Genomic DNA, 14,902 nt, shown 5'->3' on the forward strand with positions numbered 1-14,902 from the left:
GTGGATGGCCTACGATGGACACCTCCGTCGGGAATTGCAAGTCGCGCGCGCCCGCGCGGCGTAGGCAGGAGTTCTCTCATGAAGGTCCTTCGTCTCCTCCTCGTGCTCGCCGTCCTCACCGCCGCTGGCGTCGGTATCGCCCTCGTCGCGACGCGGCCCACGCCCCTCGACCCCGGCACGACGAGCGCCGCCCGCCTCGAGCCCGGCCCCTACGCCGTCTCGACGACCGACTTCACGTGGGTCGACGAGACCCGGCCGACGGCAGCGAACGGCGACTTCGCAGGCAGTGCCGATCGGACCTTCGCCGTGACCCTCTGGTCGCCCGAGGACGCGCCGGGGCCGCATCCGCTGCTCGTCTACAGCCACGGCTTCATGTCGAATCGCCACGGCGGAAGCCACCTCGCGGAGCACATGGCGAGCCACGGCTACGTCGTCGTCGCGACGGACTACCCGCTCTCCCACTTCGGCGCGCCCGGCGGCCCGAACGCGATGGACGTGGTGAACCAGCCCGGCGACGTCTCGTTCCTGATCGACTCCGTGCTCGGGCTGACCGCCGACGCGCGCCCCTTCGAAGGCGGCATCGATCGCGGACGCATCGGCGTGATGGGCCTCTCCCTCGGCGGCCTGACCACGACCCTCGCCGCCTTCCACCCGGACCTCGGGGATCCACGGATCGCCGTCGCGATCTCGATCGCGGGCCCGTCGGCGATGTTCGGTCCCGACTACTTCGATCAGGCGGACGTCCCCTTCCTGATGATCGCCGGGACCCACGACGCGATGATCCGCTACGAGGAGAACGGCGCACCGATTCCGGACCGGATCGCCGACGGCGGCCTCGTCACCCTCGACGAAGCCAGCCACGCTGCGTTCTCGAGCATCGCGGCGGGACCGATGCGGCTCCTGGGCAACCCGGACGGCCTCGGCTGCCAGAGCCTCGTCGCGAACCTCGACCTCGAGCCGGGGGACGACCCCTTCCCGAACCTGGGCGGCCCGGACGAGGGGCTGCTCGATGCATCGGACGCGACGATGCCCTGCGAGGTCACCTTCGACGACGCGATGAGCGCCGGGCGACAGCACTGGCTCACGACGCTCGCGGTCCGCGCCTTCTTCGGCCAGCACTTCGCGGCCGATCCCAGGGAACGGGCCGGGCACGCGACCTTCCTATCCGAGACCTTCCCCGCGGAGCACGACGACGTGCACTACGCGTCGGCGCGGCGCGCGACCCGAAGCTGAAGGTCCGTCCACGCGCCGCCCGCACGCCCGGATCGGCCGGGGCGCGCACCGATCACATCGCGCCGGGCCCCCGCGCTTCCGGCGTCCCGACCGCGCCGAAGACGCGACGGAGCAGCGCCGTCGATCGCGCGGCAGGATCTTCCCGGATCCGCCCCTCCTCCTTCGCGATCTCGGTGAAGAGCGCTGCCAGGGTCTGATCCGCGACGTAGCCCTCGAGATCGACCGCCGGCGGCTTCGTGAAGGGGATCTGGTCGTATCGCGCGACGATCTCCGTGTAGATGCTGTAGAGCCCGACCTCTCGCATCGCGTTCGTGGCGACCGGGCGAAACCGCGCTCGAAGCGCCTCGCTCGTCCGCTCCCGGAAATACTGCGTCGCCGCGTCGTCGGGTCCGTTCAGGATCTGGAACGCATCGGCGATCGTCATCTGGGTGATCGCGCCGGTGAAGACCGGAACCGCCTGCGCCGCCGCTTCTTCTGCCGCCCGGTTCATCGAGTTCTCGAGCGCATCGACCTGCGCCCCGAACCCGACCCCCCGGAGCACTTCGGCGACCCGCCCGAGCTCGCCGGGCAGGCGCAGCCGCAGAATCGGATCGTTCCCGAACGCGCCCGGACGCGAGAGCGTCGTCGTCGTCCGCTGGGTCCCGACCTCGAGCGCCTGCTTCAATCCGGTCGCCACCGTCGGACCGTCGAGGGGCGCGCCGGCCACGAGGATGTCGTTCATGTCGATCCCGGCGGCCTCCATCCGGGCCTGCATCTCGGCGCAGCCTAGGAACGAGAGTCCGACGAGAGCAAGGATGCCGGCGCGGAAGGCGTGGGAGCGAGGACGGCGAGCGAAAGCGTGCATGAGAACCCCTCTGGGCGTGCGGTGGGACGAAGGAGGGCCGAGCCTAGCCCGAAGCCGGACTCGCGCTCGTTTCGAGTCGGACGGAAAGCGGCGCAGAGCGTTGATCCGAAGCCGGGACACGCCATCCTCGCGCGCCATGAGCGAATCGCAAACGCCTGCTTCGAAGACCGCCCTCGTGACCGGCGCCAGCTCCGGGATCGGCGAGGCCGCCGCCCGCGCCCTGGCCGAGAAGGGCTACGACGTCGCCCTGGTCGCCCGCCGCACCGACCTCCTGGATCTGTGCGCGAAGCGCGTCGAGGAGCTGGGACGCCGGGCGATTCCGATCGCCGCGGACCTCGCGGACGAGGTCCAGACCGAGCGGGTGGTCGCAGAGGCCCACGAGCGGCTCGGTCGGATCGATCTGCTCGTGAACAATGCGGGGTATTCGCCGGGGGCAGCGATCGAGCAGTTCTCCCGCGCCGAGCTGCGACACATCTTCGACGTGAACCTGCTCTCGGCCCTTCAGCTGATCGGCCACGTCACACCGATCATGCGAGAACAGGGCGGAGGCCGGATCGTCAACGTCGGCTCCGTCGCCGGCATGATCCCGGCGCCCCTCGCGATCCCCTACGCCGCGACCAAGGTCGGGATGCACGCGGCGACGGACGCCCTCCGCCTCGAGCTCCTGCCCTTCGGCATCCGGCTCTCCCTGGTCATCCCGGGCTTCGTCGATACCGCGGTCTTCGACAACGCCCGCGACGGCGCGCAGCACCTGCGCGAGGATCCGGACAATCCGTACCGCAAGACCATGTTCGACCTCGACGAGCTGGCCAAGAAGAACCTCGAGAACCCGCTCTCGCCGGAGGACGTCGCGAAGGTGATCGTCCGCGCGGCCGAGGCCCGACGCCCGAAGGAGCGCTACTACACGCCCTTCTCGGCCCACGTGCAGGCGGTCGCGATGCACCTGATGCCCGCGCGTCTCAAGGACCGGGTCCTCTCGAGGGTCTATTCGCTGACGACCTAGTCGGATCGCGGGGCACGCGCACCCGGGAAGCGTTCGATCCAAGGCGCGCACCTGGAGCGGCTCGAGACCGCGTGTCCGATCGGACACGCGGCCGGACCTGAGCGCGCCCGAACCCCACCGGGACTCGATTCCCCACGGTGGTCTGCCTACTCTGCACGCCTGAGCCTGAGGGGGGCGAGGCATGCCGGAGAACGATCCGCGACTCGAAGCGATCGAAGCGCGACTGGCCCGAATCGAGGCGGCCCTCGGGCTCCACGACGCGGAGGAAGGAGCGGCATCGGCCTCCGCCACCACCTCGGCGACCGCGACCTCCGCCGACGACGGTCGCGCCGCTCGCCGCGAGCCCGCGCGCCGTCCGCGCCCGAGCGGGCCGCGCCTCGATCCGACGCAGCTGATGGCCTGGGGCGCCAGCTTCGCGTTCATCCTGGCCGCGGGCTACTTCGTGAAGCTCGTCTACGACGCGGGTTGGCTGACGCCCGAACGTCAGATCGGCCTCGCCGGACTCTGCGGCATCGCCCTGATCGGTGGAGGCCTGGCCTTCGCCCGCGTCGATCGAAGCTATGCCGCCTATCTCCCGGCGGTCGGAACCGTCGTCCTCTACCTGGCCGTCTTCTCGGGCCACGTCTTCTACGACTTCTTCGGTCTGATGACCGCGCTCGCCGCCGTCGCCGCGATCACGTTGACGGCGATCTGGCTGGGTCGACGACTCGGGAACAGCGCCTACTCCCTGCTGGCCGCGACGGGCACGTACCTCACGCCGCTGCTCATCGACGCGGCCCGCGCCGACATCATTGACCTCGTCGTGTACTTCTCGGCCTGGGGTCTGCTCTTCTCGTTCGTCGCCCTGCAGGAAGGTCGCCGAACCACCTATCTCGCCGCGCTCTACTTCGCCCTCTTCGGCTTCGACATCGCGTTCCGCATGACCGACGAGTCGGCCTGGGCGCTCGCGGCCGGCTATCAGCTCCTGCAGTTCGCCGTCTTCTCGGCGACTTCCGTCGCCTTCACGATCCGCCACGAACGACCGATGACCTCGGGCGAGGCGGCGACGCACGGACTCGCACTCTTCTACTTCTACGCGATCGAGTTCCTCGTGCTGAAGGAGCACGCACCGGCGCTGGCGCCATGGCTCGCCCTGGCGAGCGTGGCCGCGGTCGTCGTGCTCTATCTCTTCGCCCGCTCGCGGATGGACGACGCCGGTCGTCTCGAGGCGGGTGCGCTCCTCACGAGCACCTACGCGTCGGTCGTCACGGCACACATCGTCTACGTCGAGCTGATGCCCGACGGATGGCATGCCTGGGCCGGCCTGCTGGTTCCGCTTGCCTTCGGGTTCGTGCTCCGCACGACGCCCCGTCCGAGTCGCGCGCTCCTCCCCGCGGCCGCCGTCTCGGGGATCGTCTTCGTGGTGTCCTTCTTGCGAGCCATCTTCGGCCCCGAAGGTGGCGACGACGTCCCGATGCCGGCGCTCCTCCTGATGCTCTACGCCGCCGCGCTCTACGGGATCTACGGCGTCTTCCGTTCGCGCCCGGAGGGCTTCCGCGCGGCGCCGCTCTCGCTCTACGCCGGACACGGCGCCCTGCTGACGGCGAGCGTACGCTTCCTCGACAGCGCGATGGCCATCTCCGTCGCGTGGGCGGTGCTCGCGATCCTGCTCCTGCTCTACTCGATCAAGCGCCTCGATCGTACGGTGGGCCAGTCTTCGCTCGTGATCTTCACGGCCTCGAGCCTCAAGGTCCTGATCCACGACCTGTCGGACAGCACGCCGATCGTGCGCGTCGTCACCCTCGTCGTGCTCGCGGCGAGTCTCTACGCGGGAGGCTGGCTCTACCAGAAGATCGGCGGCAACGACGACGCCTATCATCCCGATCCTCGCGTGAACGAACAGCTCAACCTCATCCGACGACTCGCAGGCCCCGACCGGAGCGACGAGGACGTCGCGGCGGAGCTGGTCCGGCGCGGCGTCGAGTGCCTCGACCCCGGCAAGGAGTGGACGGCCGACCTGGTCGCGCGCATTCGCCAGGAATTCGGCTTCCGCTGAGGCGCGGAAGCCTGGGGAGCGACGCGCTCGCGAGGCCTCTCCCGGGTCTGCCCGATCTCGCCCCGGTCGGGACGCCGAGTGCGGAATCGGCGCGGGCCGCGACCGATCGTCAGCTCCTCCGGGCGCCCTAGCGGAACACGCCCAACAACATGACCGAGTCGTAGAGCTGGCTCGACGAGGGCGGCGGGCTGTATCCCGGATCCTGTGCCCAGCCGAGCGTGTGATCGCCCGCCTCCAGGAGCGCGCTTCCCGCGTAGGCGCGTCCGTCATGGAAATCCGTGATCGGCTGGGTCGGGTTCGCGTAGGTCGTCAGCCCGTCGCCGACGGGTACGGAGTCGATCGCAGCGCTCGAGGAGAGAAAGCTGAGCACGATCGACTCGGTCGTCAACGTCACGTCGAGGGTCACCTCGAGGACAGAGGGCGACTCGTCGGTCACCAGCACCCGGTCCTGCTCCAGGGCCGAAGCGCCCGCCAGGGTGACGGCGGACAGCGTGGGGCGCCGCGCCCTCCCGCCGACGAAGTCGACCTGGATCGTCCCCGAGTCGCCGCGCAGGACGGGCAGCATGTACATCGCGCCGTGGGTGAGTCGCAGGCCGGGCGTCGCGGTCTCGCCCTCGGCCACGAACGTCATCGGCGTCCCACCGAAAGTCGGCGTGAGCGCCTCGGACGGGTCGTACCAGCTGACCGTGAGCACGAGGAGTCCGTCGCTCTCGACCGAGTAGGGGAGCGAGATCGCCGACACGCCCCAGGTCGGAATCCCCGCGGTCCGGACGTTGTCGAGGAAGAGAGGGCCGCCGGTCGGCGCCGTGCACGTGAAGCCGTTGCCCACCATTCCCGCCGGGCATTCGCATCGGAAGCTGCCCGGCGTGTTCGTGCAGAACGCGACAGGGTCGCAGCCCGCCGTGCCCGTCGCGCACTCGTCGACGTCGGCGCAGTCGTAGCCGTCTCCGGAGTAGCCCGGCGCGCAGGCGCAGCTGAAGTTGCCCGGCGTATTCGTGCAGATGGCGTTGGCGCGGCAGTCGTCCGTGTCGAGCGTGCACTCGTCGATGTCCGCGCAGCTCCGTCCGCTGCCCTCGTAGCCGGGCCCGCATTGGCAGTCGAACCCGCCGAACGTGTTCGTGCAGACCGCGTTCGGATCACAATCGTCGAGCGACTCGGCACATTCGTCGACGTCCCGGCAGTCGAGACCGTCCGCCCGAAAGCCGGCATCACAGACACAACCCGCGGGTTGACAGGTGGAGTGCGCACGGCAGTCGCTCTGGGTGGTGCAGGCACCGGCGATCTGACTGCTCGGCGGACCGACCGAGCCGACGCCCGCCGCGGAGTCGCCACCGCCCCCGCTCGGGCAGCCGCCGAGCACGAAGACCAGGCCGAGCGCGAGCGCCGAGGCGAGAATCACGCCCCGTATCCCACCCCGACATCGTCCCGGTCCCGTCGACATTCGCCTCTCGCCCCTCTGACTACAGGCCACATCGCTTCAATGCGGGCGCCTCCCGCATCGACACATCGAGCGGTTCCGACGCCTCACCGTGGCATCGGTCGAGTCGTCGCCGCGCCCCATGACGCGGATCACGACTGGGACGCTCGTCCGTCGATGGAATTGCGGTTTGGAGCCCACGCGGGCGGCGCGATGATAGCCCGATGCGCTCGTCGCGCAGCGTCCACTCGGGGCGAAGGCCGCAGAGGAGACCTTACGCTCCGTCAGCAACCGGCCTCTCGCTGAGGGTCTGCACCGCGCAGATCAGTGCCGGCGGACGAAGGGCTCCGCGGCCACGTCGAAGCGCTCTCGGTAGCCCTTGAACGCCGCGTTCACGGCGTCCTCCTCGAGACCGAAGGCCTCGAGGCTGTAGTGGTGGGTCCCGAACTCGTCCTTCGGATGAAGGGCGAGGTACTTCTGCATGCGCGCGCGGGCCTCGTCCGAGAGGTCGAGCTCGAAGTGGCGGTAGATCTTCTCGACGCACGCGATCGGGTCGCCCACGACTTCGCCCATCGACAGATCGAGGATCCGCGCCTCGCGCTCGGGATGACGATCCCGCGCCGCCATCCCCTGGTCGAGAAGCTTCGACCAGACCGCGAGCATCTGGCGCCCGACCCGCGCCGGGTCGACGTCGTCCGACGAGACGAGTCGCATGGTGTACTCGAGGTGTGCGACCGACGGGATCACGCGGATCGGGTCGCGGTGGGTCTGGACGACCATGGCGTCGGGATAGGTCTCGAAGAGCGCGTCGATCGGCCCGAGATGACCGGGCGATTTGAGGATCCACCGCTCGCACGCGTGGCGGGACTGCATGTGCTGCAGGAAGCGCCGATGCCAGGCGTAGGTCGGGCGCATGTCCTGCTCGAGCAGCCACTCGTCGTAACGCTCGACGTCGAAGGCCATCTGGAAGCGGATGCTCATGAACTCCGAGGCCGTCGGGACGATGCACTCCTGGGGCATCAGCGCACCGACGGGGTGGATGGTCTGGAATCCCGGCGCGAGGGTCTTCACCTGGTCGAAGCGCGCCTGGGTCGTGGCGATCCGGGGATCCGTCTCGTAGGTCGCGCTCTCGGCGGGCGGACTCGGCTGGTCGATCTCCCAGGAGAGCGGCGCGCGGTTCGCCGGGTCCTCGGCGAGCAGGCCGTAGAGAAGCGTGGTCCCCGTCCGCGGGAGCCCGAGGATGAAGAGCGGCCGTCGGATCTCGACCTCCGCGATCTCGGGACGACGCTTCCGCCAGTCGGTCAGCTCGAGACGATGGGAGAGCAGCTCGAGGAGCTGACGTCGCGCGAAGAAGCGGCCGAAGAGTGTGAGCCGACCGTCCGTCTGCACCGAGTCGAGGAGCTTGCGCAGGCCGGGCTCGAACGTGTCCGGACCGAAGTCGGACAGCCCCGTGTCCTTGCGCGCGGTCTCGAGGAGCTCGTCCGGATCGAGCGAGATCGGCACGATGCCCACGCGCGCGAGACCGCGACCGATCGCGTTCATCGCGCGAATCGGAAGGGGCCGGAACGGTTTCGAGAGCAGATCTTCGTCCACGCGAGCGTCGTCCTCGGGCGCGGACGGAGAACCCGCCCGCGGTCGCGCAACACTAGACAGGGATCCCGCGACGCGCCTTCACGAAGGCGAAGGATGCCCGACTCGGGCGCAAAATCGGTCCAACGACGGCGCACGCCCGCGAGCGGCGGAGTCCGGTCGGGTCAGCGGAACGCGGCGCGCGCCTCCGCGAGCTTCTCGCGATAGGCGGCGGCGCGTTCGAGCTTCAGGTCCTCGTAGCCGCGAACCGAGTCCGGCAGCGACGCGAGCGCCACCGCGGCCTCGAGGCTCGGCGCATCGAGGCCTTCGAGGACCTCCTCGATCGCGTTTCGGTACTCCCCCGGGAGCGCCCGCTCGACGCGCCGGACTTCGGCGTAGCCGAAGACGTCGAAGGGCGTGCCGCGCAGGAACCGTCCCTTCGCGAGGAGCCGGACCAGCGGCGCGGCCCCGAAGCCGACCCGGATCTTCGTGCGGAGGCCGAGGGCGCGCAGGATCGGCGGATGGAGACGCCAGGCGATCCGGCCGTTCTCGCCCGCGACTTCACGGGCAGCGGCCAGCCCGTCCGGATTCGTCATCAGGCGCGCGACTTCGTACTCGTCCTTGTAGGCCGTCAGCTTGTAGAGCTGCTCGGCCACGACCCGGGTCAACCGACGACTCCCCGGGACCACGCGTTCCTCGCTCGCGAGGGTCGACTCGACCAGGTCGAGCCATCGTGCGGCCTCGGCCTGCCCGCCCCAGGCGACGAGCTCGCTCGCGAGCCGCCGGAGATCGGCGGCGAGGGCCTCGTCGACGTCGAGGCGCACGACCCGGGCTTCGAGGGGCGCCGGGACCGGATACGAGATCGAAGGGGCCACCGGGACCGGCGCCCGCGCGCCGGCGCGACGGGCTTCCGCGACGTCCTCGGGACACGCGACCTGCGCCCGGCCCCACCGGAACGCCGCGAGATTCGCGTCGACCGCGACGCCGTTCAGACGGATCGCTTCCTCGAGGCGTTCGGCCGCGACCGGCAGGCAGCCCGCCTGGATCGCCATGCCGACGACGAAGAGGTTGGCCGTCGTCGCGTTGCCGAAGAGATCCTCGGTGATCGCGGCGGCATCGGCCCAGAAGCTCGCGTTCGGCCGGGTCCGCGCGCCGATCCGCTCGCTCAGCGCGGCCGCCGAGGGCAGCTGGACTTCCGGGTGCGTGATCATCTCGCCGGTGGGCGTCGCCGTCGTCGAGCCGACGACCGTCGTGCGCTCGGGGTCCGTCGTGAGGAGCCCCTTGTCCGAGGCCGCGACGAGCTGATCGAAGGCGAGGAGGAGGTCGGCCTGCCCCTCGCCGAGCCGATTCGTCGACGTCGGCGCCGTGCGCGAGAGACGCAGGTCGCTCACCACCGGACCGGCCTTCTGCGAGAGGCCGATCTGGTCGAGCCCGCGCACGTGGAAGCCGTCGAGCATCGCCGCCGTCCCGACGACCTGGGCGACGGTCACGACGCCGGTCCCGCCGATGCCGGTGATCCGGACCGCGAAATCGTCCTCGGGGACGATCCGCGGAGGAGTCGGAGAGACCGGCGGCTCGGGCACGGGGTCCGGGGCGGACGACGACGCCTTCTCGCTCATGCCCGTCACGGTCATGAAGGACGGACAGTCGCCTTCGAGGCACGAGTAGTCGAGGTTGCAGGTCGTCTGGTCGATCTCGGTCTTGCGTCCGAAGGGCGTCTCCACCGGCTGGACCGAGAGGCAGTTGCTGACCTGGCCGCAATCGCCGCACCCCTCGCAGAGTCGGTGGTTGATGACGACGCGATGGGGCGGCGTCTCGACCTTGCCCCGCTTGCGCGCCCGGCGCGCCTCCGCGGCGCAGCCCTGGTCGTGGATCAGGACCGTCGTGCCGGGGACCTCTGCCAGGACCTCCTGGGCTTCGATGATCCGATCCCGCGACCAGACCGAGACACCGGCCGGAAGCGAGATGGCGTCGTAGCGAGCGAGGTCGTCGGTCGTCACGATCACGCGGGCCACGCCCTCGTTGAGCAGCCCACGCACGACCCTCGGCACCTCGAGCTGCCCCTGCGGATCCTGTCCGCCGGTCATCGCGACCGTCCCGTTGTAGAGGAGCTTGTAGGTCACGTTCACGCCGGCGGCGACGCTCGCCTGGATCGCGAGCTGACCGGAGTGGAAGAAGGTTCCGTCGCCGAGGTTCTGGATGAAGTGGTCCCGGTCGAGGAAGTCGGACATCCCGATCCACTGCACGCCTTCGTTCCCCATGCAGCCGAGCCCGCCGATGTCGCCGACCCGCTTCTCGTCCATCAGCAGGACCATCGTGTGGCAGCCGATCCCCGCCCCGACCAGCGCCCCGTCCGGGACCCGGGTGCTCCGGTTGTGCGGGCAGCCCGAACAGAAGAAGGGGGAGCGGGCCACCGGGAGGACGGTGAGCGCGTCCTGCGGCGCGGGCTTCTCCGGCACGAGCCGGTCGGCGATCCGCGCCGAGAGACGTCGGCGCAGGACCGGGATCACGCCGTCCGCATCGAGGGCGCCGTGGCCCGGGACGAGGGGCGCGCCGTCGGCGTCCTGCTTGCCGACGATGACCGGGCGATCGACCTCGGCGTAGAGCGCGTCCTTGATCAGGGACTCGAGTCCCGGGCGCTTCTCCTCGATCACGAGGACCTCGTGCAGCCCCTTCGCGAAGCCGCGGACCGTCGCCGGGTCGAAGGGCATCGGCATCCCCATCTTGAGCAGCCGGATCCCGCAGGCGGCGATGTCCTCGTCGCGGCGTAGGCCGAGCCGCGCGAGGGCCTCGCGCACTTCGCGGTAGGTGATGCCCGAGGAGACGATCCCGATCCAGGCATCGGTCGGGTCGACGGTCACGTGGTTCAACCGGTTCGCGGTCGCATACCGTCGCGCCAGCTCGTAGCGGACCTCGACGATCTCACGCTCGACCTCCACGGTTCTCGGCGTGAGGAGCGCGCCGTCGGCATGATGCTCGTAGAGCCGGCCGTCGATCCGCGGGATCACCGGCACGACGCGATCGGGACCGAGCTCGACGCTCGCGGTCGCGTCCGCCACGTCCGCCACGATCTTGAGGGCGCTCCAGAGTCCCGTCGTCCGGGAGAGCGCGATCGCGTGACGCCCGAGATCGAGGGCCTCGGCGGGATCCCCCGGATAGAGCAGCGGCACGTGCATGTCCGTCAGGACCCCGGCCGAGGACGAGGGCACGGTCGAGCTCTTGGCCGCGGGGTCGTCGCCGACGATCGCGACGGCGCCGCCGTGCATCGACGTCCCTGCGTAGACCGCGTGGCGAAGCGCATCGGCCGCGCGGTCGACGCCCGGCGCCTTGCCGTACCAGAGTCCGACGATCCCGTCGTAGCGACAGTCCGGCTGGGCGGCCGCGAGCTGGGAGCCCATGACCGCGCTCGCGCCGTACTCCTCGTTCATCGCGGGGCGACACGAAATCGGCAGCTCCGGCGCGAGGGCCGCGGCCTGCGCGGCGGCCCGGTCGTAGCCACCGAGGGGAGAGCCCGGATAGCCGGAGATCAGCGCGGCGGTATGGAGGCCCGCGGCCCGATCCACGCGCAGCTGCTCGAGGGGGAGTCGCGCGAGGGCCTGGATCCCCGTCAGGAAGACCACACCCTCGTCCGACAGGTAGCGATCGTCCAGCGAGTAGCCGGACGTACGGTCCGAGTCCTTCGACCTTCGATCGTCCATTCGCCCCCCGGCGCGCGGCGCGCCGTAGAGCATAGATCGGCACTCGGGACGCTCCAATCAAGTGCAGGCGGGATGCACCCGGGCGGCGGACCGAAAGCGGATCGAACGAATCAGACGGCGATGCCGCTCTCGCGCAGCTTGCGGTCGACGCCCTCCCAGACGGCGGTCTCGGACCCGAAGCTGATGTGAGACCCCTCGTACCAGACGATCTCGGGCTCTTCCCAGTGTCGCCAGAGATCGCGCACGTGATCCGGCGTGACGAGACGGTCGCCGGTGGCGCCGAAGAGGAAGCGGTTTTCCTTCGGCACCTGCGGCGTGAGCGACGTCGGCGTGATCACCCGGAGCAGATCCGCCGCGCGGTCGAGATCGAAGCCCAGCGACTTCGCCCAGGCGAGCTGGGCGGCGGGCGCATGTCGCCGGAGGATCCGTTCGATCGACATGAGCGGAATCCCCGGCAGCGCCGCGGAGAGCCCCGTCGCGAGGCTCGCGAAGTTCGCGGTCGTGAGGCCGCCGAGCGAGAGGCCGAACGCCCCGATCGCGGGCGCGTCCTGGGCACGTACCCAGGAGAGCAGACGGCGCATGTCCCAGAGTCCCTGGGTCTCGGCATGGATCGTGTCGAGGACGTCGACGCCGAGGAATCCCTGTCCCGAGTGCCAGTGGGTCTTGCGCGGTCCATGGAGCGGCAAGACGGGAATCAGGAGGTTCACCCCGAGCCCCGCCGCCCCCTGGCTGCCGGGCCGTCCGTAGTCCTTGAAGAAGCGCGCGAAGAGCGAGACGTCGATCCGCGCGTGCCCCATGCGGTAGCCGTTGGTCGCGATCAGCCACGGGCGCGGCGGTCCTTCGTGACGGAGGACGTAGGCCCAGGCTTCTCGGCAGGGTTCGTAGCCGAGCCAGCGCTCACGACCGGGCTCGCCTTCCGGCGGCGCGTAACCACTCTCGAAGCGAAGGATCTCGACGCGCTGCCTGGCGATCTCTTCCACCCGCACGTCCGGATCGACGAGGTCCGGAGGCGTCACGTGATAGGTCTCGGGCTTCTCGAGGAAGCCTTCCCGGGTGAAGAACGAATGGGCCCGATCGAGCTCGTCGATCACCCGGTCGAGGGTTCCGTCGGTCGGGATGGCGCCGGTCCCCGAGAGTGTCTCGAAGCCGAGGATGGCCTCGTCGACCGCGACCTTCGCCGCGGTGGAGACGCGGGTTCCCGGCTTCGGCACGCCCTCGACGTGGGGCTCGACCTGGATCGCCATTCGGCCCGCGCCCCACGCGCCGACCAGCGCCGAGAGGAAGAGCGCGGCGCCGGCGCCGAATCCGACGAAGAACGACATCGGCAGGGCGACGAGCGCGCCGGCGAGACCGGCGAAGGCGCCGAGCTGGGTGATGCGGTGATCCCCGGGCGCGAGAAGCTGCATCACGCCGGAGGCGCCCAGACCCGCGCCGATGAGGCCGATCGGGAGGGCGGCCAGCCCCGAATGCGAGGCGGCGATCGAGATCCAGACGATCCCCGCCACGAGGGTCGGGGCCGCCCAGATCGAGAAGCGCGGCTGTTCGAACAAGATGGCTCTCCGAGGATGGGTCGCTCGCGTGATTCAGTCGGCGCGTCTGCGCGCCATGGTTCGCATGATCCGTCGGAAGATCGGCCGTGTCACCTGACCGAGGAAGCGCTGGACCGGCGTCACGATCTTCGTCCGTTCCGCGGCCGCGAAAGCGTCGATACCGAGCTCGTCACGGATCGTCGCCGTTCCGACGTTGACCACGGTATCGAGGGGAATTCCGGTTCCGTCCGCGATCCGGACCATCCGCTCGAAGTTGCCGATCACCCCCGCTGCATCGACGAGCGCCGGCGCCCCCAGGACCTCGCGCACATGACCCCGCGCCTTCGCGATCGCCGCCTCGTCCTCGAGGAGCGCCGCCTCCACGAACCCGACGAGCGCGTCGGCGCCGGGGATCGCCGACTCGGAGGCGGCATCGCCGTCGGTGATCGCGCGCAGGTCGACCGCGCCGCCTTCGATCTCGATGCTCTCACGGAGCATCATCGCGTGCGAGCTCGTTCAATAGAAACACTCGTTGAGGGCGGACACGCGGCCTGCGATCAGCTCCGTCTGCGCCCGGGACAATGGCCCCCTCCCCCGCGAGAAGTCCATCATCTCTCCGCCCGCCATCGGCAGGTAGTGCGCCTGGGACAGATCCTTCAGCCAACGGACGCCGTCGGGCACGAGGCTCAGCGCCTTGATCACGTTCGGGACCATCGGCGCTGCCGGGAAGAGATCGTCGTTCTCCGCCTCGAGCTTCGCCGGCACGATCAGCGGCACCCAGGCGGTCCTGGTCTCGGTCACCGCCGGCCGCTTCCGGCTCGGCGCTCCCGTCTCGCTCGCCGGGAACGGCGTCGGCAAGGGCTCGGGGGCGAGCCCCATGGCGCGGTGAAACGCGTCGATGCTGCGGATGGCGACGACGATGCTCAGGAGCTCCACATAGTGGGTATCGGGTACGCCCTTCTGCGCCAGACCCTCGATCCAGCTGCCGCTGAGCCGCGTCGCGTCGGTGACCAGGCGATGGACCGCGTCGACGGCAGCCCTGGGAAGCACGTCTGCCGTGACGTGGGCGTGCTCCCCCTCGACGGAGAAGGGCGAGAGCGCCTCGCGCCGCTCCCGACAGAACGGGCAATAGACCGCCGCGCGCGTCTCGGCGGCGATCGCGACGCGCTCCTCGGCGGTCCACCAGGTTCCGGGGCGGGCGAGTCGCGCCCAGGCGCGTCGATGCGCGGCCGGAATGTCCTCGCGGATCGCATCCGAGAGCGCACCCGACGAGAACGCACCGGCGTAGTCGAAGGCCCCTTCGAAGGCCGCGGCGAAGCCCGGCACGAAGGCTTCGTCCCGCGCGGAGGTCGCGTCGGCAGCGATGGGTCGCGTGGAAGCGGCGGCCATGGTCGATCCTCACGCTCGGGCTTCTCCACAAGACTCCCTCGTGGAGGGGCGGGCGTCAACGGATCGCGATCCGACCCGGCACCGTTTCGTCCGCCGACAAAACCCGTGCAAGGCCATGCCCTCACTCGCCTTTCCCGCGCCTCGCCGGGCTTCTGTCGGGCTTTTGTCGGGCCTCGGACACGACT

At 70.2% G+C, this 14,902-nt stretch carries 10 protein-coding genes; 3 read left to right on the top strand and 7 right to left on the bottom strand.

From position 1 onward, the window contains the following. Nucleotides 1-78: 78 nt before the first annotated feature. Nucleotides 79-1,233 (top strand): hypothetical protein, encoded by a 1,155-nt coding sequence (locus NXI30_00825; protein MCR9092735.1) that lies wholly within the window; start codon nucleotides 79-81, stop codon nucleotides 1,231-1,233. A gap of 52 nt (nucleotides 1,234-1,285) precedes the next feature. Here the strand turns inward: NXI30_00825 and NXI30_00830 are convergent, their stop codons facing one another. Continuing rightward, nucleotides 1,286-1,987: a DUF4197 domain-containing protein gene (locus NXI30_00830; GenBank protein ID MCR9092736.1), complete on the bottom strand. Its 702-nt coding sequence runs from the start codon at nucleotides 1,985-1,987 to the stop codon at nucleotides 1,286-1,288. A 226-nt stretch (nucleotides 1,988-2,213) separates the two neighbouring features. On the opposite strand from NXI30_00830, the gene NXI30_00835 reads away from it, so the two are divergent. Further along, the gene (locus tag NXI30_00835; GenBank protein MCR9092737.1) at nucleotides 2,214-3,080 is read left to right on the top strand and encodes an SDR family oxidoreductase; all 867 of its coding nucleotides are present in this window, start codon (nucleotides 2,214-2,216) and stop codon (nucleotides 3,078-3,080) included. 181 nt (nucleotides 3,081-3,261) lie between these two features. Beyond that, nucleotides 3,262-5,115 (top strand): DUF2339 domain-containing protein, encoded by a 1,854-nt coding sequence (locus tag NXI30_00840; GenBank protein MCR9092738.1) that lies wholly within the window; start codon nucleotides 3,262-3,264, stop codon nucleotides 5,113-5,115. Between the two features lie 127 nt (nucleotides 5,116-5,242). On the opposite strand, the gene NXI30_00845 is transcribed toward NXI30_00840, so the two are convergent. The 6 genes from NXI30_00845 to NXI30_00870 all read right to left on the bottom strand — a co-directional run bounded on the left by NXI30_00845 (nucleotide 5,243) and on the right by NXI30_00870 (nucleotide 14,717). Next, the gene (locus NXI30_00845) at nucleotides 5,243-6,514 is read right to left on the bottom strand and encodes an EGF-like domain-containing protein (protein ID MCR9092739.1); all 1,272 of its coding nucleotides are present in this window, start codon (nucleotides 6,512-6,514) and stop codon (nucleotides 5,243-5,245) included. A gap of 342 nt (nucleotides 6,515-6,856) precedes the next feature. After that, nucleotides 6,857-8,125, bottom strand: coding sequence for a sulfotransferase (locus NXI30_00850; protein ID MCR9092740.1), 1,269 nt, complete (start codon nucleotides 8,123-8,125; stop codon nucleotides 6,857-6,859). 161 nt (nucleotides 8,126-8,286) lie between these two features. After that, nucleotides 8,287-11,799 carry an indolepyruvate ferredoxin oxidoreductase family protein gene (locus NXI30_00855; protein MCR9092741.1) on the bottom strand — a complete coding sequence of 1,171 codons (3,513 nt, stop codon included), beginning with the start codon at nucleotides 11,797-11,799 and terminating at the stop codon, nucleotides 8,287-8,289. Nucleotides 11,800-11,909: 110 nt separating this feature from the next. Continuing rightward, nucleotides 11,910-13,349, bottom strand: coding sequence for an alpha/beta hydrolase (locus NXI30_00860; GenBank protein MCR9092742.1), 1,440 nt, complete (start codon nucleotides 13,347-13,349; stop codon nucleotides 11,910-11,912). Nucleotides 13,350-13,382: 33 nt separating this feature from the next. After that, nucleotides 13,383-13,829, bottom strand: a complete 447-nt coding sequence (locus NXI30_00865; GenBank protein MCR9092743.1) for a hypothetical protein — start codon at nucleotides 13,827-13,829, stop codon at nucleotides 13,383-13,385. A gap of 15 nt (nucleotides 13,830-13,844) precedes the next feature. After that, the gene (locus NXI30_00870; protein MCR9092744.1) at nucleotides 13,845-14,717 is read right to left on the bottom strand and encodes a hypothetical protein; all 873 of its coding nucleotides are present in this window, start codon (nucleotides 14,715-14,717) and stop codon (nucleotides 13,845-13,847) included. Nucleotides 14,718-14,902: the final 185 nt, after the last annotated feature.

Source organism: bacterium (genome assembly GCA_024742285.1).
In the GTDB taxonomy this organism is placed as follows: domain Bacteria; phylum Myxococcota_A; class UBA9160; order UBA9160; family UBA4427; genus UBA4427.